13 protein-coding genes and 1 pseudogene are annotated in these 21,808 nt (G+C 70.5%); 7 read left to right on the top strand and 7 right to left on the bottom strand.

Features of this window, described 5'->3' with window-relative positions:
• Positions 1 to 503: DUF4158 domain-containing protein (locus tag CA984_RS49355; RefSeq protein ID WP_423229330.1), on the bottom strand; the 503-nt coding region annotated here is incomplete at its 3' end.
• A gap of 576 nt (positions 504 to 1,079) precedes the next feature.
• Between CA984_RS49355 and CA984_RS28375 the strand changes: the two genes are divergently transcribed.
• Positions 1,080 to 2,006 (top strand): quinone oxidoreductase family protein, encoded by a 927-nt coding sequence (locus CA984_RS28375; RefSeq protein WP_086576586.1) that lies wholly within the window; start codon positions 1,080 to 1,082, stop codon positions 2,004 to 2,006.
• A gap of 174 nt (positions 2,007 to 2,180) precedes the next feature.
• Here CA984_RS28375 and CA984_RS28370 read toward each other — a convergent pair.
• Positions 2,181 to 3,171 (bottom strand): annotated as a pseudogene (locus tag CA984_RS28370) (IS5 family transposase).
• Between the two features lie 470 nt (positions 3,172 to 3,641).
• Between CA984_RS28370 and CA984_RS28365 the strand changes: the two are divergent.
• A complete protein-coding gene (locus CA984_RS28365) occupies positions 3,642 to 4,154 on the top strand; it encodes a SigE family RNA polymerase sigma factor (RefSeq protein WP_086576585.1) in 513 nt (170 codons plus the stop codon).
• The gene (locus CA984_RS28360) at positions 4,151 to 5,305 is read left to right on the top strand and encodes a hypothetical protein (RefSeq protein ID WP_086576584.1); all 1,155 of its coding nucleotides are present in this window, start codon (positions 4,151 to 4,153) and stop codon (positions 5,303 to 5,305) included. Before CA984_RS28365 ends, CA984_RS28360 begins: the two co-directional genes overlap by 4 nt.
• 275 nt (positions 5,306 to 5,580) lie before the next feature.
• Here CA984_RS28360 and CA984_RS48210 read toward each other — a convergent pair whose 3' ends face one another.
• Positions 5,581 to 6,117 carry a S1 RNA-binding domain-containing protein gene (locus CA984_RS48210; protein WP_242676222.1) on the bottom strand — a complete coding sequence of 179 codons (537 nt, stop codon included), beginning with the start codon at positions 6,115 to 6,117 and terminating at the stop codon, positions 5,581 to 5,583.
• 574 nt (positions 6,118 to 6,691) lie between these two features.
• On the opposite strand from CA984_RS48210, the gene ligA reads away from it, so the two are divergent.
• The 3 genes from ligA to CA984_RS28340 all read left to right on the top strand — a co-directional run bounded on the left by ligA (position 6,692) and on the right by CA984_RS28340 (position 12,014).
• Positions 6,692 to 8,776, top strand: coding sequence for an NAD-dependent DNA ligase LigA (gene ligA / locus CA984_RS28350; RefSeq protein WP_086576583.1), 2,085 nt, complete (start codon positions 6,692 to 6,694; stop codon positions 8,774 to 8,776).
• A gap of 298 nt (positions 8,777 to 9,074) precedes the next feature.
• Positions 9,075 to 9,917: a class I SAM-dependent methyltransferase gene (locus CA984_RS28345; RefSeq protein ID WP_086576582.1), complete on the top strand. Its 843-nt coding sequence runs from the start codon at positions 9,075 to 9,077 to the stop codon at positions 9,915 to 9,917.
• A 477-nt stretch (positions 9,918 to 10,394) separates the two neighbouring features.
• Positions 10,395 to 12,014, top strand: a complete 1,620-nt coding sequence (locus CA984_RS28340) for a penicillin-binding transpeptidase domain-containing protein (protein ID WP_086576581.1) — start codon at positions 10,395 to 10,397, stop codon at positions 12,012 to 12,014.
• Between the two features lie 100 nt (positions 12,015 to 12,114).
• On the opposite strand, the gene recD2 is transcribed toward CA984_RS28340, so the two are convergent.
• The 4 genes from recD2 to CA984_RS48850 form a co-directional block, all read right to left on the bottom strand.
• Positions 12,115 to 14,277, bottom strand: a complete 2,163-nt coding sequence (gene recD2 / locus CA984_RS28335) for an SF1B family DNA helicase RecD2 (protein ID WP_086576580.1) — start codon at positions 14,275 to 14,277, stop codon at positions 12,115 to 12,117.
• Between the two features lie 98 nt (positions 14,278 to 14,375).
• Positions 14,376 to 14,993, bottom strand: a complete 618-nt coding sequence (locus tag CA984_RS28330) for an FMN reductase (RefSeq protein ID WP_086576587.1) — start codon at positions 14,991 to 14,993, stop codon at positions 14,376 to 14,378.
• 98 nt (positions 14,994 to 15,091) lie between these two features.
• Positions 15,092 to 16,210, bottom strand: coding sequence for an LLM class flavin-dependent oxidoreductase (locus CA984_RS28325; RefSeq protein WP_086576579.1), 1,119 nt, complete (start codon positions 16,208 to 16,210; stop codon positions 15,092 to 15,094).
• Positions 16,211 to 16,458: 248 nt separating this feature from the next.
• Positions 16,459 to 17,862: an N-acetylmuramoyl-L-alanine amidase gene (locus tag CA984_RS48850; RefSeq protein WP_086576578.1), complete on the bottom strand. Its 1,404-nt coding sequence runs from the start codon at positions 17,860 to 17,862 to the stop codon at positions 16,459 to 16,461.
• A gap of 524 nt (positions 17,863 to 18,386) precedes the next feature.
• Between CA984_RS48850 and CA984_RS28315 the strand changes: the two genes are divergently transcribed.
• Entirely contained in the window at positions 18,387 to 21,446 is a 3,060-nt protein-coding gene (locus CA984_RS28315) for a class III lanthionine synthetase LanKC N-terminal domain-containing protein (RefSeq protein ID WP_086576577.1), read from the top strand.
• The last annotated feature ends 362 nt before the right edge of the window (positions 21,447 to 21,808 follow it).

Here is a 21,808-nt window from a genome sequence, read left to right as displayed (position 1 = left end):
GTGTCGCCGTGGTCTACGTGGACCCGGCCTACACCTCGCAAGGCTGCTCGGCCTGCGGGCACGTGGACAAGAAGAACCGGCCCGACCAGGAAACCTTTCTCTGTACGTCGTGCGGCTTCGCTGAGCACGCCGACGTCAACGCAGCTCGTAACATCGCCGCACGCGGTGTCACAAGCTGGGCAGTGAGTCACGCTGCCTGACGCGGACCAAACCGTCGAAGCCACCGACGGCGAGGAGCTGCAAGCTCGGTCGTTTACGGCCGAGAAGCTGACGTTCCGGCAACGCGACAGCATCGCCGCCCGCATCTCCTCATCCGTCAGCACTATCGGGCAGATGTCACGGGCCAGCCACTCGATCAACGCCTCCTCATCGGCCCGGGTCGACTTGTGAAATCCCAGCGCCTTGCGGATCTGGGAGCGGTGGTACTCGATCGTGCTGCCCGTCCACTGGTAGTCGGTCAGCAGGCCTGGCTCGACCTTCACCTGCCCAGCCACGTAGTCCACCGCGGCCTTGGGGAACTCCCTGCCATGCCGAGGAAAACGCGCCTCAGTTCGAAGAACTTCAGCATCAGGCCGAAGCCCAGCCGCGTCCTACTCATTCGACACCAACGCCCAGTCGTCATCCAGCGACGTCCACACTGCGATCAGCTCTTCCGGCTCCCATTCCCGACGCATCAGCACACCGCCACTCGTCGAACGATCCCCGAGATTGAGAACACCATCGAAGGCCGCAGCACTGCTACCGGACGGCATGCCCGACTCGTGACGATCACGAACCGCAACTGTGATCTACTCCAGAGCTACTTCGGGGCTGGGGTCACGTTCAGGAGAAGACGGCCTCGCCGTCATGGCGGCCCGTGCCGCGGTCGGCGAACGTCATCTGGCCCGGCTGTTCCGCCGTGAGCCGGGCACCACCGCGGTTGCGCTGGTCGTCGCGCACGGCCCCATGCGCTCCCGAGCGCGATGGTGACATTACGCAATGCGATGCGGCGTCAACCATGTCGCATCGCATTGACATGGTTTGTATTCCCAACCATTATGGAGGTAGTTGGTAAAGCAAACCACCTTCAGGAGGCCACCATGCACGCTGCCGTCATCCCGGCAGTCGACGCCCCGCCGGTCTATCGCGACCACCCCGACCCCGCGGAATGCCACGGCGACGAGATGGTCGTTGAGGTCCTCGCGGCCGGCCTGCACCATCTGACCAGGGCAAAGGCGAACGGCTCGCACTACTCCAGCAACGGCGTGTACCCGCTCGTCCCCGGCGTCGACGGCGTAGTACGCGACAAGGAGGGCAACGTCCGCTACGTGGTCCTGGACGACACGGCTCTGGGGACGTTCGCCGACCGCACCCTCATCGACCCTCGCCGCAGCGTGATCCTGCCCGACGGCATCGACCCCGTGCGGATCGCCGCCGCGATGAACCCGGCCATGTCGTCCTGGGTCGCGCTGCGCCGACGCGTCGACTTCCAGGCCGGTCAGCGCGTCCTCGTCCTCGGCGCCACCGGCAACGCCGGACGGATGGCGGTCCAGATCGCCAAACTGTTCGGCGCCGCCCAGGTCATCGCCGCCGGCCGCGACACCACCCGCCTGAGGGCGCTGACCGCGCTCGGCGCCGACGAGACGATCACCCTCGACCAGATCGGCCACGCAGCCGACGTCGACGTGGTCATCGACTACGTGTGGGGTGAATCCGCCGCCGGCGCCATGATCCCGATGCTCACCGCCCGCGCCGACCGCACCGCCCCGCTGGCCTGGATCCAGATCGGATCCGTCGCCGGCCAGACCGCGCCGATCCCCTCCGCGGCACTGCGCTCCGCCCGCCTGCAGATCGTCGGCAGCGGCATCGGCTCGGTCCCCGCCCGGGACTTCCTCGCCGAGCTGCCGGAGCTGGCCTCAGCGGTGGCCGCGGGCGCGATCGACGTACGGGCCCGCGCCGTACCCCTCGCCCAGGTCACGCAGGCGTGGACCGCCGAGACCGAAGACCGCATCGTTTTCGTCCCCTAGACGATTGAGTCCAAGGGGTAGCGGCACAGAGACATGGCCGCGGAGATAGCACGAGGGTGTCCACGCTCAGTTTGTGACGACCGAGATAGACACCCTCGCAACTGCACTCTACGTGCATGTGGACGATCTGCTGAAGGCTTCGCCGGATCTAGGGCCTGTTCTGAGTTCGGATCTTTAGGCGGGGTCAAGGCTTCGGATCCATAGGATGGCGCCTCGCATGTAGAGCCCGGCGAGGTAGCTTTCCGGGGTCTTATCGAAGCGGAAGGCCAGCCCCCGCCACTCCTTCATCGGGTTGATGCAGCGCTCGGCGGTGTTGCGTTCCTTGTACAGCGCCGCGTCGTGGCCGACGGGGCGGCCTCCGCGTGAGCCTCGCTTCTTGCGGTTGGCCGCCTGGTCGGTCTTCTCCGGGATGACCGCTCGGATACCGCGCCGACGCAGGTAGAGGCGGTTGGCGCGACAGGAGTAGGCCTTGTCCGCGGCCACCGCGCCGGGCCGGGTGCGGGGCCGGCCGAGCCGGAGGCGGACTTTGATGCCGGCCAGAACGGCGACGAAACGAGGACTGTCGGCGGCTTGGCCGGGGGTGAGCAGGAACGACAGCGGACGGCAGCGCCGGTCGGCCGACAGGTGTACCTTGCTGGTCAGTCCACCCCGGGAGCGGCCCAGCTCGGCTGCTTTCAGTCGCGCCCGGCGCCGTCGCCCCAGCCGCCGGCGTCCGGCGTGGTGGTCTTCCCCGTTCTCGCTCAGCTCCGCGCTTTGGGCTTTTTGCCCCTTTCGCGGACCCCCTTTTCCTCCTCGGCGGCCTTCTCCAACTCCTGCAGCAGCGCCGGATCCAGTGCCATCCCCGCGGCGTGATGGTGGGCGCGAGCCGTCGTGGAGTCCACGCTGACCAGGTCGAGGTCCGCCTGTCCGCGGGCGGCGGCCTCACCGATCATGGCCTCCATCAGGTTCTGCAAGACGCCCGCGACCGCCCACGAACGGAAACGGTCATAGACCGTGGACCATGAGCCGTACTCGCCTGGCAGGTCCCGCCACGGACCGCCGACGCGGAAATGCCACATCACGGCGTTGAACTGCCGCCGCAGATCCGGGATCGGCCCCGCTCACCCAGCGGCAGATACGGCTCGACCAAGGTCCACTCATCATCGGTGAGGTCACCACGCGTCATACCCCTTCGCCTATCAGGGCCGGACGACACCGCGCAGCACAACCTTATGATCCGAACCCAGAACAGGCCCTAACACAGCTCGCCTCACCCAACTCCAACGGCGCAACGGACACCAACTCGCGAACCGTCCTCTGCGACCACCAGCTATAAGGGTCCCGGTAGTAATCGCGGAATATCCAACGGATATGTCCCTGACCTGCTCTGATGTGAGGGCGCCGTAGGACTGGTGTGTCCGTTGGTAGATGCGGTGGGCTGGGCCGAGGATGCCGCTGACCTTGCCCGAGGGCTCCACGTCGACGCCGGTCAGCGATGTCCGTTGGATTTTCGACGATTACTACCAGGACCTCAACGTGGGGGGCAGTCGGCCGCACGGGAACGCTTTAGGGGTCGCCAGCGCTTCTCTCTGGGCCAGAGTTCCAACCTTTCTGCCTCTCGCGGGCGTGAGAACCGATGAGAGGAGATCATCTACCTTGAATCGTTATGACGGCTTTCGCGAGTTCGTGCTCGCCCGTCAGCAGGCGCTGACACGGAGTGCGTACCTGCTCACGGGAGACGCACACCTAGCCGAGGACCTGTTGCAGAGCGTCCTGCTCAAGGTCGCCAACCATTGGCCCAGACTGGTGCGGCACGGCACCCCCGAGGCGTACACGCGCAAGGCCATGATCAACCAGTACATCTCCTGGCGGCGGCGCAAACAGTTGGAGTTGCCCAACACCGACCCGCCAGAGCGCGGGCACGCTCACGACGACGCCACGATCGATCGCATCATCTTGCGTCAGGCGCTTGCCAGGTTGACGCCCCGGCAGCGCGCTGTGATCGTCCTGCGCTTCTACGAGGATCTCAGCGAGCGGGAGACCGCTGAGATCCTCGGCTGTTCGCTCGGCACGGTCAAGAGCCAGACCCACCACGCGCTCGGCCGCCTGCGCACGCTCGCGCCCGAGCTGTCCCAGTTGTTCGCCGAGATCGAGGAGGTGCGCCGATGAGCAGGCTGCGCGAGGCGTTGGACAATGCGGCGGCCGACGCCCCGACCCTCAACCTGGCCGACTGGGCGATCACGAGCAGCCGGCGCAGGCGGAAGACCCGTATGGCCGCCGGGTCGGCTGCCGTGATCGGGCTGGCGGTGCTCGCCGGCGTCGTACTGGACGTATTTCCCGGCACCGGGCCGTTGATGGCCGACAAAGCCGTGGTCGCGGTGCAGACCGGTAAGATCGCCGATCTGCCCAGCCGGGGTGTCGGGCCGCTCAGCCACGCCTACCGGACCTTCTGCCTCATCAGTGGCCCCATCCCGCCCGACTGCAGGAACGGCAAGTGGCGCGTGGTTGCCCTCTCCGGCGAGACGTACCACCTGCCGCAGGCACTGGGCACACTGAGCACGAAAAGCGGACCGAAGTTCTACCCCCTGGCGATCAGCCGCGACGGGCGCATCATCGCCTACTACAACCAGTCTGCCAAGACGTTCAAAGTACGAGACCTGGCGAGCGGCACCGAGCAAACCGCCCCCGTCGCCATAGCCGAAGCGGAGCTGGGCCGCAACGCGCACCTGGAGCTCTCCGACGACGGACGGTACCTCGCTTTCACCGGCTATCCGTCGAGAAAGGAGGACGGCCTGCTCATCGATATGCGAGCGAGAACCACGACACCCCTGCCCGTCGGGTGGGATCTCAGGAGCATCAACGGCACGACCGTGACCTTGGCCCGGTACGGGAGGTACGGGGAGAAGCCAGGGATCTGGGTGATGCCTCTGGCAGGGGGCGGTTCACCCATCACGGTGGACGAGACCTACACACGCTTCAGCGCGCTTGCCCCCAACGGCGCCGCAGTGGCCGCGCTGCGGCGTGGCCAGTCCCTGGACTCGCATGACGACACGATCACCGTGTTGGATGCCAGGACCGGCAAAGTCAAGAAGACGGTGACCATGCGCGGCCTGCCGAAGGGCAGCTCCACGCTCACCCCCGGCGTCTGGCTGAGCGCGGCCGAGGTCACGCTCGCCGCCCTCCCGTCGGACCGTTGGAATGAGCACCGTCAGATTACCTACGCGGTGAACGTGGAGACCGGCCAAGTGAGGCAGCTCGCCGCCTACCATCCACAGAACGTGATGCACCTGGTCGTCCCCGGGGTCCCAGCCGCCTTTTGACAAGCCTCTCAGCGGCTGAGCAGGTGGCACGCCATGCAGAAGGACACGGCATAGAGGGGTCCTGAGTAATCGGCGAAAATCCAACGGATATCGCTGGCCGGCATCGACGTGGAGCCCTCGGGCAAGGTCAGCGGCATCCTCGGCCCGGCCCACCGCATCTACCAGCGGACACACCAGTCCTGCGGCGCCCTCACATCAGGGCAGGTCAGGGACACATCCGTTGGATATTCCGCGATTACTACCGGGACCCCCTAGAGACGGCGGCTGGAGAGAGATCAGCCTGCGGGATCGCCAGGATTCCCAGGTTTAGTTGGCGGGAGGTCCCAGGTCTTCATGGCGGCCTGACGGCGAGATAGGGCGAGCCGACGCCGCAGCGGGTCGATCTCGATGACGATCACGGTGACCTCGTCGCCGATCTGAACCGCGTCGAGTGCGGCCGCGACGGGTAGGGCGGTGAGTTCGCTGAGGTGGACCAGGCCTTCGGCGTCGTCTGCCACGCGGACGAAGGCGCCGAACGGCACCACTTTGGTGACCGGGCCGTACAGGATCTGCCCCACGTGAACGCCGCGCGCGAACTGCTGGAACGGGTCGGGTTGAGTGGCGCGCAGTGATACGCGGGCTTCGCCGTTGTGGGTGTCGAAGGTGAGAACTTCGCAGCTGATGCGCTCTCCCACGGAGACGACCTCGGATGGGTCCTCGAAGCGGCGCCAGGACAGCTCGGGCATGGTGATGAAGCCGACGCCCGGGAAGACAGGATGGTCGGGTCCGTCGTCTAGATCGACGAAGACGCCGAAGCGTTCGATGGCCGCCACGGTGCCGGACAGCCGCTGTCCCGGACGCAGCGCCTTCAGATATGCCCACAGTTGTGGGTCTCAGTCGCGGACCGCGAGAGCCGAACCCGCCTCTCTTGGAGGTCAACGGCGATCACCTCGGAAGAGACCTTGGCACCGACGTCAAGGATTTCAGCAGCCGGTCGCCCAAAAGACCGCCAGGAGAGATCGAGTCAGCTGATGCTACCGACTGGATCACTGGTGAAGGCGTCGAGGAGCACGGTCGTCTGCGATCGCGTAACCTCCGCGACGGTCCCAGTGAGGACGTCGCCGACGTTCACAGTCCTCAGGAACGCGGCGAGGGACTGTTCGTGTTCAGCTGTCCCCATGCCTCCAAGGCTCCCACGAACGCCGGAAGCTCTGCACGTCCCTACCCAGCCGCCAACAAGACCTGGGAACCGCCATCTATAACTGGGGGCCGCATCCCCTCACGTCCTGCCGCTCCGCATGGGGCCAACTATCGCTTCCAGGGGCCAACTATCGCCCCCTGTCTCACCCGGCTCGGGGTCGCGTTCCGCGGGCCGAAATTGTCGGTGCCGGGCGAGATGATGGGATCATGACCGACGCACCCCCCAGCACTCTTCTCGCTGATCAGACTGCCTATGCCGAAGCCGTTCAGCTCGCTCTGGACGCCGCCGCCGCCTATTACGGGGACGGCACGTCCACGCTGGACGACGACTCCTACGACCGGTTGGTCCGGGGCATCCAGGCGTATGAGGTCGAGCACCCCGGCGAGGTGCTGCCGACCTCGCCGACGGGCAAGGTGGCCGGTGGCGCGGTGGTCGGCGACGTCCCGCACACCGTTCCGATGCTGAGCCTGGACAACGTCTTCGGCGCCGAGCAGCTGGCCGACTGGGCCGCGTCGCTGGAGCGCAGGCTGGGCCGGCCGGTCACGGAGTGGAGCGTGGAACCGAAGCTCGACGGCCTGGCGATCTCGGCCCGCTACCGTGCGGGCAGGCTGGTGCAGGTCGTGACACGGGGCGACGGTACGGCGGGTGAGGATGTGAGCCATGCGATCGGCGCCATCGTGGGGCTGCCCGCCAGACTGGCCGAGCCCGTCACGGTGGAGCTGCGCGGCGAGGTGATGATGACCGCGTCGCAGTTCGAGGACGCCTGTGCCAAGCGCCAGGCGCACGACGGCACCACGTTCGCCAATCCGCGCAGCGCCGCCGCCGGTACGCTGCGCGCCCAGGACCGGCCCTACGTGTGCGAGCTGACGTTCTTCGGCTACGGCGCGCTGCCGTACCCCGACGACACCTCCGAACTGGCCGTGCGGCTGCGCGAGCTGCCGCACAGCGAGGTCATGGCGTGGGTGGCCGGGCAGGGCGTGCGGACCCCCGCCGTCACCGACGTCGGCGGCATCGTGGCCACCACCTTGGAGCAGGTCCAGGAGCGGGTCGAGCAGATCGCCGCCAAGCGGGCCGAGCTGCCCTTCGGCATCGACGGCATCGTGATCAAGTGCGATCTCGCCGCCGACCAGGCGCAGGCCGGGTTCAGCTCGCGCGCGCCCCGCTGGGCGATCGCCTACAAGCTGCCCGCCACAGAGAAGATCACCAAGCTGGTCGGCGTCGAGTGGAACACCGGCCGCAGCGGCATCATCGCCCCGCGTGCGGTGCTGGAGCCTGTCGAGCTCGACGGCAGCATCGTCACCTACGCCACCTTGCACAATGTCGCCGACATCACTCGCCGGGGCCTGATGCTCGGCGACAGCGTGGTCGTCTACAAGGCCGGCGACGTGATCCCCCGGGTCGAGGCACCGGTGGTGCACCTGCGCACCGGCGACGAGCAGCCGATCGCGATCCCGCAGGTCTGCCCGACCTGCGGTGACGCGATCGACGCCTCCCAGGAGCGGTGGCGGTGCGTTCGCGGGCGCGCCTGCCGGGTGATCGCCTCCATCGGCTACGCCGCCGGCCGCGACCAGCTCGACATCGAGGGCCTGGCCGAGAGCCGCATTCAGCAGATGCTGGACGCCGGGCTGATCGCCGACTTCGCCGACCTGTTCTATCTGACCCGCGAGCAGGTGCTGGGCCTGGAGCGGATGGGCGAGACCAGCACCGACAACCTGCTGGCCGCCATCGAGCGGGCCAAGGCCCAGCCGCTCAGCCGGGTGTTCTGCGCGCTCGGGGTGCGCGGCACCGGACGCTCGATGAGCCGCCGCATCGCCCGGCACTTCGGCAGCATGGACGCCATCCGCGCGGCCGACGCCGAGGCGATCGAGGCGGTGGAGGGCATCGGCCCGAAGAAGGCGCCGGGGGTGGTGGCCGAGCTGGTCGAGCTCACCGACCTCATCGACAAGCTGGTCAAGGCCGGGGTGACCATGACCGAGCCGGGGTGGACGCCACCCGCCGACCCCGGTGCCGGATCCGGTGCCGAACCGGGTGACACGTCCGAGCTGCCGCTGGCCGGGATGTCGGTCGTGGTCACCGGCGCGATGAGCGGGGCGCTGGAGGCATTGACCCGCAACCAGGTGAACGAGCTGATCGAACGCGCCGGAGGCAGGGCCTCCTCCGGGGTGTCGGCGAAGACGTCACTGCTGGTGGCGGGGGAGAAGGCGGGCTCCAAGCGGACCAAGGCCGAGAGCCTGGGCGTGCGGATCGCCTCCCCGGAGGAGTTCGCCGCCCTCGTCGGCGCGTTCCTGTGATCAGGGCCCCGGGCCGCTGAGAGGGATCGGGCCCGAGGCGTCCGGTCGTGCGGGGTCCGCACGACGGCGGTCCGGTGTCCGCGATCCCGGCATGATCGTCACATGGGCGAGGGGAAAGGCTGTGCCGTACGGAGTTCGCCCGCGCCACCCTTGAAGCCGGGCGGGTGGCGCGGGCGGGTCCGGTGACGGCAAACGGCGTCGGCTCCGGGGCATGCCCGATTCCGGCACGACGGCATGATCACACGTGAAACCATCCCCGTGGTGGCGGAAATCTGCGAGATGAGGACGGTAGACGGATATGCCCGCGGGGTGGGAGTGGGACGACACACTGTTTCTGGAAGCGGCCCCCTATTACCGGCGTGGGCGGCTCCCGTACGCGCCCGGGCTCGCGGACATGCTCGCCGGGGCTCTGACGCTTGACGGCCGGGGACGTCTCCTCGATGTGGGCTGCGGGCCCGGCACCCTCGCTCTGAGCTTCGCGCACCTGTTCGGTGAGATCGTTGGCGTGGACCCGGACAGCGGGATGATCGCAGAGGCCGGGCGCAGGGCCGCCGAGGTAGGCGTGACCGGCAAGGCGCGGTGGGTCCAGGCCCGCGCCGAGGATCTGCCCGCGGGTCTCGGGACGTTCACCGTCGCGACCTTCGGCCAGTCTTTTCACTGGATGGACCGCGATCTGGTGGCGGCGACCGTCAAGGACATGCTCCGGCCGGACGGCGCACTGGTGCACATCTCGGATCTGAAGACGGAGACGCGATCCGTCGAGGGTCTTCCGCACCCGGGGGTGCCCTACGCGGCTGTCAACGATCTGGTCGGGCGATACCTGGGGGCGGTCCGACGAGCCGGCCGCGGGGTACTGCCGCACGGAACGCCAGGCGGTGAGGCCACCGTGCTCAGTCGGGCAGGCTTTTCGGGACCGAGGCGGTATGTCGTGCCCGGGGGACAGGCACTGGAACGCACCTGTGGTGATGTTCTCGCATGGGTGTTCTCACTGTCCTCCTCTACGCCGCACCTTTTCGGCACGCGACGCGGCGACTTCGAGGCGGACCTCGAACGGCTGCTGCGGGAGGTCGCGCCTTCGGGCCGGTTCTCCGAGCGTCAGCCGAGCACCGAGGTCTTCGTCTGGCACAAGACTTCCCGGTGACCGCACGGCCCGCTGGGCCAATCCCTYGGGACGCCCGCCGTCACCGCATCCCGATGGCCGGATCGGCCGGACCGCTCCCACGACGGAGCCACGCAAGGAATGAGCGGAGGTACGGTCGGCCGGCGGCCAAGCCGCAGCCGGTGAGATCGGGTACACCTTTGCGCGGGGTCAGCACCGAGTGGCGTGGTCGGTCGCCGGCAGGGGGATGACACTGTCACGTTCTGGTCGGACAAGCGCATCACGTGGCCCGCCGGCACGGACACGGGGGGCGGGTCGAGCTTCCGGCTCGCCGTACTTCTCGTACAGCGGAGACCTACGCCGGCCGAGCGCCGTGTACACGGTCGACGCGCCGCCGGTGGCCTGCGGCTCGCCGAACCCGGATCCCCGTGGCGATCCGGAGCCTTCTGATTGGATTCGGGCCTGGCCCGCTCCGGCCTGCCGGTGATATACACCCGTGGGGACTCAGGGGGGAACGGTATGCGCAGTCGATGGCTCCTCGCGCTGATCGCCACGGCGGTCGCGATCGTCGCCCTCGGCGTGTACGGGCTGGCGACGGCCCCGGGCGCCGTGGTGGCCTCGCCGTCACCGCGGCCGGGTCTCTCCGACGAGACGACAGGGAAACCGCCGCTCACCCTGACGTTCGAGCCCACTTCCGAGCCCACTCCCGAGCCCACTTCCGGGCCGACCTCGACGGCCGGCCCGGAGCTCACCACCGCGAGGTACTTCGCCGCCTGGCAGACCGGTGACCTCTCCTCCATGAACGGCCTCGTCGCCGATCCGCCGGCTGATTTCGCCGAGCGGCACCGGCGGTTCGACGCCGAGCTGCGGGTCTCGTCGCTGTCCCTCAACCCCGGCGAGCTGCGCCGTCAGGGCGAGGAGACGGCCGAGGTCCCCTTCCAGGGGGTGCGGGAGGTGACGGGGCTGGGGCGGTGGACGTTCTCCTCCGTCCTGCGCCTGGGGCTGCGGGCCGGCACCTGGAAGGTGCTCTGGGCGCCCGAGACGCTGCACCCCTCGCTCAAGGACGGCGGGAGCCTGCGGCTCAGGGAGACCCAGGTCCGCAGGCCGACCACGCTCACCCGCGAGGGCCTGCCCTTCCCCCGCGACAGCAGAGCGGGCGACTATCTCACCGGACTGGGCGGGACGGCGGTGCTCCTGTCGCTGGAGGAAACCTCTTCGGGCCGGGTGCTGCTGACCTCCCCGCCCCCGCCGCCCACGGGGACGGGGACGCGCACCACGATCTCCCGGCCCGTGCAGGCCGCCGCGGCCCGGGCACTGGACGGTCTCGGCCAGCCCGCCGCGATCGTGGCCGTCGACGTCGAGACCCGCCAGGTGCGCGCGGTGGCGGACACGCTGGGCGCCAAGCAGGCGTTCAACGGCCTCTACCCTCCCGGCTCGACGTTCAAGGTGGTGACCGCCGCCGCGCTGCTCCGCACCGGCCTGACCCCGGAGTCGCCGGTCGCGTGCCCGGCGACCTACACCATCCCGAACGCCCGGAGCTTCACCGACGCCGACGGCGCCGACCACGGCACCGTGACCCTCGCCACGGCTTTCGCCCTCTCCTGCAACACCACCTTCGTCCAGCACGCCTATGAGCGGCTGCGCGACGACCGGCTGCGCGCCGAGGCCGCCGACCGGTTCGGGTTCAGGGAGAAGCCCGGCCTGAGTTCCTGCCGGATCCGGCCGTCCGCGGACCTGAACGAGCTGGGCTCCGACGCCATCGGCCAGAACTCGGCGCAGGCCAGCCCGCTCTGCATGGCCGAGGTCGCCGCGGCGGTCGCGAGCGGCGTCTGGAAACCCGCGATCATGACCGCCGAGCCCCCGGCCGACTCACCGCCCCCGGTGCCGCTGGACGACGGTGTGGCCGCCGGCCTCCGCACGATGATGAGCGCCGTGGTCACCCAGGGGACGGCAGCCCAGGCCGGTCTCCCCCCGGACACCGCCGGCAAGACCGGCACCGCCGAGGTCGGCGGCGCGAAGTCCCATGCCTGGTTCATCGGCTACCGGGGCCCGCTGGCGTTCGCGGTCTTCGTCCAGAACGGCGGCGCCGGCGGCGCGGTGGCGGCGCCGATCGCCGCGAGGTTCCTGAAGGCGCTGTAGAGCGGCGGACCGGACGCGGGGAGCCGTGGAGGCACACGGCGCCGGGACGGGGGAACGCCTCAGCGTCGCATGAGGCGGTGAGGCGCCCCGGGAGGCGTCGTCAGCTCTCCAGGCTTAGGGCGAGCCGGAGGGCCAGGCCGGTGTTCCTGCGGTAGCCGAGCCGGTGCACGGCCAGTTCCAGCGCCTCGCGCTGGCCGACGAGGACCACCCACGACTTCGCCCTGGTGACCAGGGTGTACAACAGCCTGCGGCGCAGCATCACACCCCCGGCCTCGGCGACGATCGGCGCCACCACGAACGGGTATTCGCTGCCCTGGGAGCGGTGCACGCTGATCGCGTAGGAGTGGGTCAGCTCGTCCAGCTCGTCGAAGGTGTAGGCCACGCTCTCGCCGTCGTCGGTGCGGATCTCCACCAGCCGGTCCTGCGGGTTCACCGCCGTGACCGTGGCGGTCTCCCCGTTGAACACACCCTTGTCGTAATTGTTGCGGATCGGCATGACACGGTCGCCCACCCTGAAGACCGACGGGCCCGACCAGTGCTCGGCCGCGCCCTCGCGCGCCGGGTTCAGCCGCTCCTGCAGCCTGCGGCCGAGCTCCGCCGTGCCCGTCGCGCCCTTGCGCATCGGGCACAGCACCTGAACCTGGTCCCGGCTGACGTCCTGCTTGCGGGGGATCGCCTCCGTCGCCAGGTGGACCACCCGGTCGGCCACCTGGTCCGGATCGTCGAGCTCCTCGAACCAGAAGCCGCCCCTGCCGGGCAGCGCGGGCAGCTCGCCCGCCCGGATCCGGTGGGCGGCCCGGACGATCCCGCTGTCCTGCGCCTGCCGGAAGACACGGGTCAGCCGGATACGCGGGACCTCCTCCACGCGCAGCAGGTCGGCCAGCACGCTGCCGGGCCCGATGCTGGGGAGCTGGTCGCTGTCGCCGACCAGCAGAAGATGGCTGCCCGCCGGGATCGCCGCCGTCAGCCGGGTGGCCAGCTGCAGGTCCAGCATCGACGCCTCATCCACCACGATCAGGTCCGCCTCCGCGGGGGACTGCTGGAACAGCGTGCCCTCCTCCCGCTCCGGCTGCTGGGCGAGCAGCCGGTGCACGGTCACCGCGGGCAGGCGGGTGAGCTCCGACAGGCGCTTGGCCGCCTTGCCCGTCGGCGCGGTCAGGGTCACCGTGCCGCCCATCGCCCGCACGGTCGCCGCGATGACCCTCACCGTGTGGCTCTTGCCGCAGCCGGGACCGCCGGTCAGGACGGACACGGTGCTGGTCAGCGCCAGGTTCACGGCCGCCCGCTGGTCCTCGTCCAGTCCCTGGTGCTCCTCGAACGCGCGCAGCGGCAGTGTCGAGCGGGCCCGCAGGAGCCTGGCCAGATGCGCCGCCAGCGCCACCTCGCGGCCGTGCTGCTCCTTGGCGTACACCACCTGGCCAGGGCCGGCCGGTGCCGTCTCGACGACCACCCGGCGCTCGGCGAGCAGCGCGTCGACCGCCCGGCGGATCAGCTCTTCCTCCTGCTCGACCAGGCTCGCCGCCGCCGCGAGGAGGGCGGGCAGCGGCAGGAAGCAGTGCCCGTCGCGGGCGGCCGCCGTCTCCAGCCTGTCCAGGACCGCCGCCTTGATCCGCTGCGGGCTGTGCTCCGGCACCCCCGAACGCAGCGCGATCCGGTCGGCGGTGTGGAAGGCGATCCCCCTGACCTGGCCGATCAGCCGGTACGGGTCGCGGGTGAGGACGTCACGCGAGTCGTTGCCGTACACCTGGTAGATCTTGGTCGCGAGCAGCGGGCTGATCCCGAAGCCCTGCAGGACGACCATCAGCGCGGCGACCTTCTTCTGCTCCGCCCACGCCTGGACGATCTGGGCCTGCCGCGCGGCGCCGATGTTGACGACTTCCGTGAGGCGCTCCGGCTCGGTGTCGATGACCGTGAGCGTCCGCTCGCCGAAGTGGCTGACGATGGCGTGGGCGAGCCGCGGCCCGATCCCGCGGATCAGGCCCGAGCCGAGATACAGCGTGATGGCGCGCACCGTGGAGGGGACCACCCGCTCGCACCGCCGGACCACCAGACGGCTGCCGTGGCGCGGGTGCTCCTCCCACTCCCCGGCCAGCCGCAGCGTCTCCCCGGGCTGAACCCCGGCCAGCGCGCGGCCCGAGGCGACGAACCCGGCCAGGCCTTCGGAGCTCATCCGCGCGACGGTGTACTCGTCTTCGCGGACGTACACCAGCTGCTCGACGGAGGCTTCCACATCCGTCAGGTACGGCTTCGCGAGCACGGTCACCGTACGCTCCCCGGGATCATGTGCAGCATCTCACCGCAGGACACTAGCGGGCGGCTGTGACAGTTCGGCTGCCCGGCTCGCGCCCGCCCCCTCCCCGGTCAGGGGCGCAGCGCGGCGAGCTGCTGCTCGAACGGGATGACGGCGTCGATCCGCTCGGCGGCGGCCGGCCTGCGCAGCACCAGGCCGGCCAGCTCCTCCGCCGCGCGGGAGATGCGCGTGGCGAGGCCGTCGGTGCGTCCGTCCCCGCCCGTGCCCCAGTCCTCGGACGCGGCGTAGACGGCGGTGGGCACGACGATCGCGCGCAGGTAGGCGAACAGCGGGCGCAGGGCGTGCTCAAGGGCGAGCGAGTGCCGGGCCGTGCCGCCGGTCGCCGCGATGAGCACGGGCTTTCCGGCGAGCGCGGTGTTGTCGATCACATCGAAGAACGACTTGAACAGGCCGCTGTAGGAGGCGGTGAAGATCGGCGTCACGGCGATGACGCCGTCCGCCTCGGTCACCGCCTCGATCGCCTCACGTAGCGCGGCGCCGGGGAAGCCGGTCACCATGGTGTTGGCGATGTCGGTGGCCAGGTCGCGCAGTTCGACCACGCGCACCTCGGTCGCGCGCTCCTCCGCCAGGTGCCGCCGGGCCGCCTCGGCCAGGCGGTCGGCCAGCAGCCGGGTCGACGAGGGCTGGCTGAGGCCCGCCGAGACGGCCACGAGCTTCAGGGGCTTCATCTGTTCCTCCATCAAGGGGAAGCGGGCGCCTCGGGGAGCGCCTCATGGGCGACGGGGCGCTTCGGGGAAGCGCCCCGCGGGGTGCGGGCGCGGAGCGGTCAGGCCGGGGAGCCGGCGGGGACGGGGGACCCCTCGCCCGCCTCGGCGTCGCGGCGGGCGACCAGGGCTCCGTGGGTGGGCCCGTCCGGCACCTCGCTCGGCCGTCCGGCGGCGAACTCCCTGCGGAGCACGGGCACGACCTCCTCGCCGAGGATGTCGAGCTGCTCCAGCACGGTCTTCAGCGGCAGGCCGGCGTGGTCCATCAGGAACAGCTGGCGCTGGTAGTCGCCGAAGGAGTCCCGGAAGGTCAGGGTCTTGTCGATGACCTCCTGTGGGCTGCCCACGGTGAGCGGCGTCTGGTCGGTGAACTCCTCCAGCGACGGGCCGTGGCCGTACACGGGCGCGTTGTCGAAGTAGGGGCGGAACTCCCGTACGGCGTCCTGCGAGTTCTTGCGCATGAACACCTGGCCACCGAGCCCGACGACGGCCTGTTCCGGAGTGCCGTGCCCGTAGTGGGCGAAGCGCTGCCGGTACAGCTCGACCAGGCGGATGAAGTGCTCCTTGGGCCAGAAGATGTTGTTGGCGAAGAAGCCGTCGCCGTAGTAGGCGGCCTGTTCGGCGATCTCCGGGCTGCGGATCGAGCCGTGCCAGACGAACGGCGGCACGCCGTCGAGCGGCCGCGGCGTCGAGGTGAAGGACTGCAGGGGAGTGCGGAAGCGGCCCTCCCAGTCCACCACGTCCTTGCGCCACAGCTCGTGCAGCAGCGCGTAGTTCTCGATGGCCAGCGGGATGCCCTGCCGGATGTCCTTGCCGAACCAGGGGTAGACCGGCCCGGTGTTGCCGCGGCCCAGCATCAGGTCGACGCGCCCGCCGGCCAGGTGCTGCAGCATCGCGAAGTCCTCGGCGATCTTGACCGGGTCGTTGGTGGTGATCAGGGTCGTGGAGGTGGAGAGGATGAGCCGCTCGGTCCGTGCGGCGATGTAGCCGAGCATGGTCGTCGGCGACGATGGTACGAAGGGCGGGTTGTGGTGCTCGCCGGTGGCGAAGACGTCGAGGCCGACCTCTTCCGCCTTGAGCGCGATGGCGACCATCGCCTTGATCCGCTCGTGCTCACTCGGTGTCCTGCCCGTGGTGGGGTCTGTGGTGACGTCGCCCACGGTGAAGATCCCGAACTGCATCGTGCTCACCTTCCTCAATACCATTGAACTTTCAACTACCCCTAACGTCGTGCTGGGTGGATTATTCCCGGCGGCCCGGTGGCCCGGCGACTTGGTGGCCCGATGGCCTGATGGCCGGTGACCTTGGTGGCTTTGTCGCCCGGTGGCCTGGCGATTCGGTGGCCCGGCGGCATCGTGGACGGCGTCCCGGGTACGGATGCGCGCACGGACCGCCGCCGTCGGCGGTCCGTGCGCGCGGGTACGGTCCCTCAGCAGTTGGGGATGTCGTTGCCGCTGTTGTCCTTGGCCACGTCGTTGCCCCACCGCGCGAGGTAGTACGCCGACACCCACTGGTTCTGCCACGGGCTGCCCGAGTCGAGGTCGGTCTTCAGCCACCAGTGGTTGTAGTCGCCGCCGACCTGGACGTTCGGGCCCCAGGTGCGGCAGTAGACGTAGTTGGTCCCCTGGTTCAGGGTCCCCGTACGCGTCCCTCCCGGAGAGGAGTGGCCCGGCGCCGCGGAATGCGTGTCGACCCAGTACTTGCCGGGGGCGGGGTTGCTCCCGCCGGTGACGTACTGCATGTACCTGTTCCAGTCCCAGTTCGGACCCGGGTCGGTGTGCGTGGCGCCCGGCACCTGGTTGTGCCCGATGATGTGGGCGCGGTCCTTGGGGATGCCGTAGCGGTCGGCGATGTGGCGGGTCAGCGCGGCCGAGGAGCGGTACATCGCGTCGGTGAACCAGGAGGCGTCACTGACGTAGCCCTCGTGTTCGATGCCGACGGAGCGGGTGTTGTAGCTCCAGTTGCCGGCGTGCCAGGCGACGTCCTTGTCGCGGACCATCTGGGTGACGGCGCCGTCGGAGGAGCGCACGACGTAGTGGGCCGACACGCTCGCGCTGGGGTTCTGGAACCAGGAGATGGTGCCGGCGTAGGAGCCCTGGGTGACGTGGATGACGATGCGGTCGATGGCGTAGGCGGAGGGGCGGCTGGAGGCGGTGTAGTTGGCGGAGCTGGCGGCCACCCAGCCGGCGTCGGGGTAGTCGGGGGCGGCGAGCTGGGCGTTGAGGTCGCGGGTGCGGGCGTAGGCGCCGCGCTCGGCCTCGACCTCCCGGGGGGCGACGGTGACGGTCTCGCCGCCGCGCGCGGGAGCCCGCAGGCCCCTGCCCAGCAGCTCGTAGACGGTGTCGGCGTACAGCCGGGCCACCTCGGGGGTGGAGGCGTTGGCGTAGGCGGCCACGGCCGGATACCAGCGGCCGGCGTCCTTCCTGGCGGCGGCGTCGAGTCCGAGCGCGTCCGCATGGGAGCGCAGGAGGGCGGCGCCGCCGGCGATGTTGGCCGCGTCGTCCTTCTGCAGGGTCGCGACCGGCAGCCCGGTGAGTTCGGCGGCTTTTTCCAGGGTGTGGGTGGTGGGGTTGGCGACCAGGTGCATGATCCCGTACCCGCCGCTCGCGCTCGGTGCGCCGTTGTGCCCGTCGAGGTGGGTCTCGGCGTAGGCGAGTGCGACGAGCAGGTCGCGGGGGACGTCGTGGGCGGTGGCCGCGCGGGCGAAGGCGCGGGCCAGGGGATCGGCCGGAGCGGCGCTCGCACCCTGGGCGAGCACCCCCAGAAGGATGATCATGGTCGCGGTCAGGACCACGGCTAATCGGTGTGGCGTGCGCGCCCGGGTGTTCTGCACGGGGCCTCCTCGGGGGCCTGGGCATCCCTGTCTCATCGGATATCGGTTATGGCCGCACAGTAAGGCGAATTCATGACAAATGTAAATAATTGACATTACTTCAGGTGTGGATGATAATTTTCTTCCTCGGTCGAACGTGCCGCGTACGGCCGTTTCCGCGAGGTCTCGGCGGGCCGGCCCCCGATGGGGGAGCCTGTGGGATCGGGTCGGCCGGATGGACGGCGACGCGGTCGCTCACCTGCGCGATCCGGGTGCGGCGCCGCTGCCCCGCCGTTGGCGGGATGGCCCCCTGGACGCCCCCGCCGCCGGCCGGCCGGGGCCCTGGCCGGGCTGAAGGTGAAACGGCCGGAGCGGGCGTGACCATAAATGCGAATAATAGCGTGACCAATTCAGTGAAGATTTTTTTCTCACCGGATAAACCTCCTCTCACCTCGTAAGCAATTGAAATTCCAGTAATTGGCAAGAGGTCTCCGTCAATCTCGAGTCCTGAGAGGAAGAACCCCGACGACAGGGAGTGGGTTCACGTGAGGACGCGTTCGGGAGACCCCGCCATCCTCTGCGACATCGTGACCGCCGAGCTCGGGCGCGCGGGCACCGAGGAGTGGTCGATCACTGATGACGGACTCTGGTGCAAGGTCACGCCGGACACGTACGCGATGCCCGACCAGGGGTGGAAGCTGCACGTCTCCGCGACGATGCTCTCCGCCCCCGTGGTGCTCTCCCGCGTCTCACGGGTGCTGGCCGGAGCCGGGTGCGCCTTCAAGTTCCCCGCCCGGCTGGACGACTACTGGCAATTCCTCGAACCGCACTGCAGCCGCGCGCAGGCCGGGAAGTTCATCACCGTCTACCCGCGCGACGACGCGGAGTCGGTCCGCCTGGCCGCCCTGCTGGACGAGGTCACCCGGGGCCTTCCCGGACCCGTGATCCTCTCCGACCGCCCCTACCGGGCGGGCGGCATCGTGCACTACCGCTACGGCGCCTTCCGCGGGCACAGGACGCTCGGCAACGACGGGTTCTACGAGATCCGGCTGCGCTCACCGGAGGGCCGCCTCGTCCTCGACGCGCGGGAGCCGCGCTTCTCCCCGCCGCCGTTCGCGGTCTGCCCGTTCGAGGCTCCGGCCGCTCCGGGCCGCCGGCCCGGAGCGGCCGCAGTCATGCTGAACGGCCGGTTCGTCGTCCGCGAAGCCGTACGGCACGCGAACCGGGGCGGGGTGTATCTCGCCGAGGACACCAGGACGGGGCGCGAGGTGGTCGTCAAGGAGGGCCGCCCGCACGCGTGCGCCGACCTGAGCGGCAGGGACGCGCGGGACCGGGTGGCGGCGGAGCGCTCCCGCCTGGAGGATCTCGCGGTGACCGGGGCCGTGCCGGCCGTGGTGGACTTCTTCGAGCAGGGCGGCCACGCCTTCCTCGTCGAGGAGCGCGTGCCGGGGATCACGCTGCAACGCTGGTCGGACGGGAACGCCGGTCCGCTGGGCGAGACCGGTTTCGGCAACGGGGCGGCGGAGGTCCTGCCCGTCCTCGGCCGGCTGGTCGAGCTGCTGAAGGCGGTACACGGCCGGGGGCACGTGTTCGGCGACCTCTCGCCGAACAACGTGATGCTGCTCCCCGGCGGCGGGCTCCGGCTCATCGACCTGGAGCACGCGGCCGTGCCAGGTGACACCGTCATGGTGGGCGGGACCCCGGGCTACCTGGCGCCGGAACTGGTGGCGCACGTCGGGGAGCCCCGGCCCGCACCGGACGGCGGCGCCGACCTCTACAGCCTCGGCGCGATGGCGTACTTCCTCGCGGTCGGCGCCCACCTGGACCCGCCGGGCCCCGACTCGGATCGGGCGGGCTCCGACTCGGATCGGGCGGGCCCCGACTCGGATCGGGCGGGTCCCGACTCGGATCGGGCGGGCTCCGACTCGGATCGGGCGGGYCCCGACTCGGATCGGGCGGGTCCCGACCTGGATCCGCCGGGCCCCGGCCGGGTCTCGACCGGTCGCGACCGGGTCGCGGCGGTGGCCGCGGCCAACCCCACGCTGGCCCTGCTGCGGCCACTGGCGGAGGGCCTGCTGGCGGCGGAGCCGGAGCGCCGCTGGTCGCTGGAGCGATGCGAGCGCTTCCTCGCCGAACTCACCCACAGGCCGAGCGCCGCCGAACTCACCCCCGGTGAGGTCGTCTCCGGGCTTGCCTCGGACGGGGTCGTCTCCGTGATCGCCGCCGGGCCGGGCGCCGCGGGACCCACGCGCCGGAGCGCCGCCGGGCTCACGCCCGAGCCGGCCGCCGGCGGGTCCGGGGCCGGGTGGTCCGGCGGCGGGGCCCGGCTGTCCCGCCGGATCGATCGGCTGATCGACGACGGGATCGCGTACCTGGTGGAGGCGGCGGATCCGGGTGACGGCAGTCTGGCGGCGTGGTCCGGCGCCTCCGGCGGGCCCGAGGCGGATCCGTGCTCGGTGCACGCCGGCGCGGCGGGCGTCCTCGAGGTCCTGACGCTGGCCATGCCCGCACCGGCGGCGGCCGGCGCGGTCGCCGGGCTCTCCCGCCGGCTGCGGCTGCGGCTGGCGGAGGAGGACGTCTGGCGACCCGGCCTCCACTTCGGCCGCTCCGGAGCGGTGTGGGCGCTGTACGACGCGGCGGCGGCCCTGGACGACGCCGGGCTGGCCCGGTACGCGGTGCGGGCGGCGAGCCTGCTGCCGACGGATCACCCCAGCCCGGACGTGACGCACGGGCTGGCCGGATGCGGCATGGCGGTCCTGCGCGTCGCGCTGCGCTCGGGCGATCCGGCGCTGCGGGAACGCGCCGCCACGACGTTCCAGAACCTGCACGACGCGCGGTCGTACCTGGACGGCCACCCGCAGTGGCCGACACCGCGGACGTTCGACTCCGGCCTCGCCGGGGCCAACCACTTCGGCTTCGCGCACGGCATCGCCGGGATCGGGACAGCGCTGCTCCACGCGGGCCGGGCCCTCGACCGGCCGGACTGGACGGCGACCGCGCACGAGGTCGCCCGCGCCCTCTACGCGCACGCGGACGTCGACGGGGACACCGCCTGGTGGCCGACCCTCCGCGGCGACCCGGGGACGGTGCGTCCCCGCAGGCCGTACTGGTGCAGCGGATCCTCCGGGATCGGCTCCTTCCTGGTGAGGCACTGGCACGCCACCGGCGACCCGCAGGCACTGGACCTCGCGCGCGGGGCGGCGGCGGCCGTGCACCGCACCCGGTGGCAGTCGGGGCCGGTGCCGTGCCACGGGCTCCCGGGCGACGGCGAGTTCCTGCTCGACATGGCCGACCTCACCGGCGACGACCGCTACCGCCGGTGGGCCGGGGACCTGGCCGCCTGCCTGGAGTCCAGGGCGGTCGGCCGTTCCGGCCGGCTGCTCGTGCCCGACGCCCAGGCGGGCTTCTCACCCACCTTCCTCGGAGGTACGGCGGGCGTCGTTGCCTTCCTCCTCCGGCTGCGTCACGGGCATCCCCGGCTGTGGATGCCCGACGACGCCCCCAGACTCGCCGTTCGCGACGGGACGGCGATGAAAGAAGAGCGGGCCGTATCAGAGGCGGCCCCGCCGACCACAGGAGGTAAAGACCATGTCCTTCGACGTTGAGGACCTGCAGGCTCTCCAGGAGCTGGAGCCGGGCGCCACCGAGGCGCTCCGGCTGACCCACTGCTTCAAGCACGCCGGTTGCACCGACGGCTGACCTGACAGGCGACTGATGTGCGGGCCCCGCCCTCCCGCTCCCGGGAGGGCGGGGCCCTGCCCCATCACCAGAGTCCGATCGCCAGAGCCCGATCACCAGAGGTTCGATCAGCAGAGGTTCGATCACCGGCGTCCGATCRCCCGGCGTCCGATCACCCGGCGTCCGATCACCCGGCGTTCGATCATCAGACAAGGACAGGTACGGCCGTGCGCGATCGTCCCCCCTCCGTCCCGGAGACCCCTCCCGCCCCAGGGACCTGGCGCAGGGT

The sequence above is a fragment of the Streptosporangium minutum genome (assembly GCF_002149035.1).
In the GTDB taxonomy this organism is placed as follows: Bacteria; Actinomycetota; Actinomycetes; order Streptosporangiales; family Streptosporangiaceae; genus Streptosporangium; species Streptosporangium minutum.
Note: the sequence above shows the minus strand (reverse complement) of the source record. Positions and strands in the feature narration are given on the sequence as shown.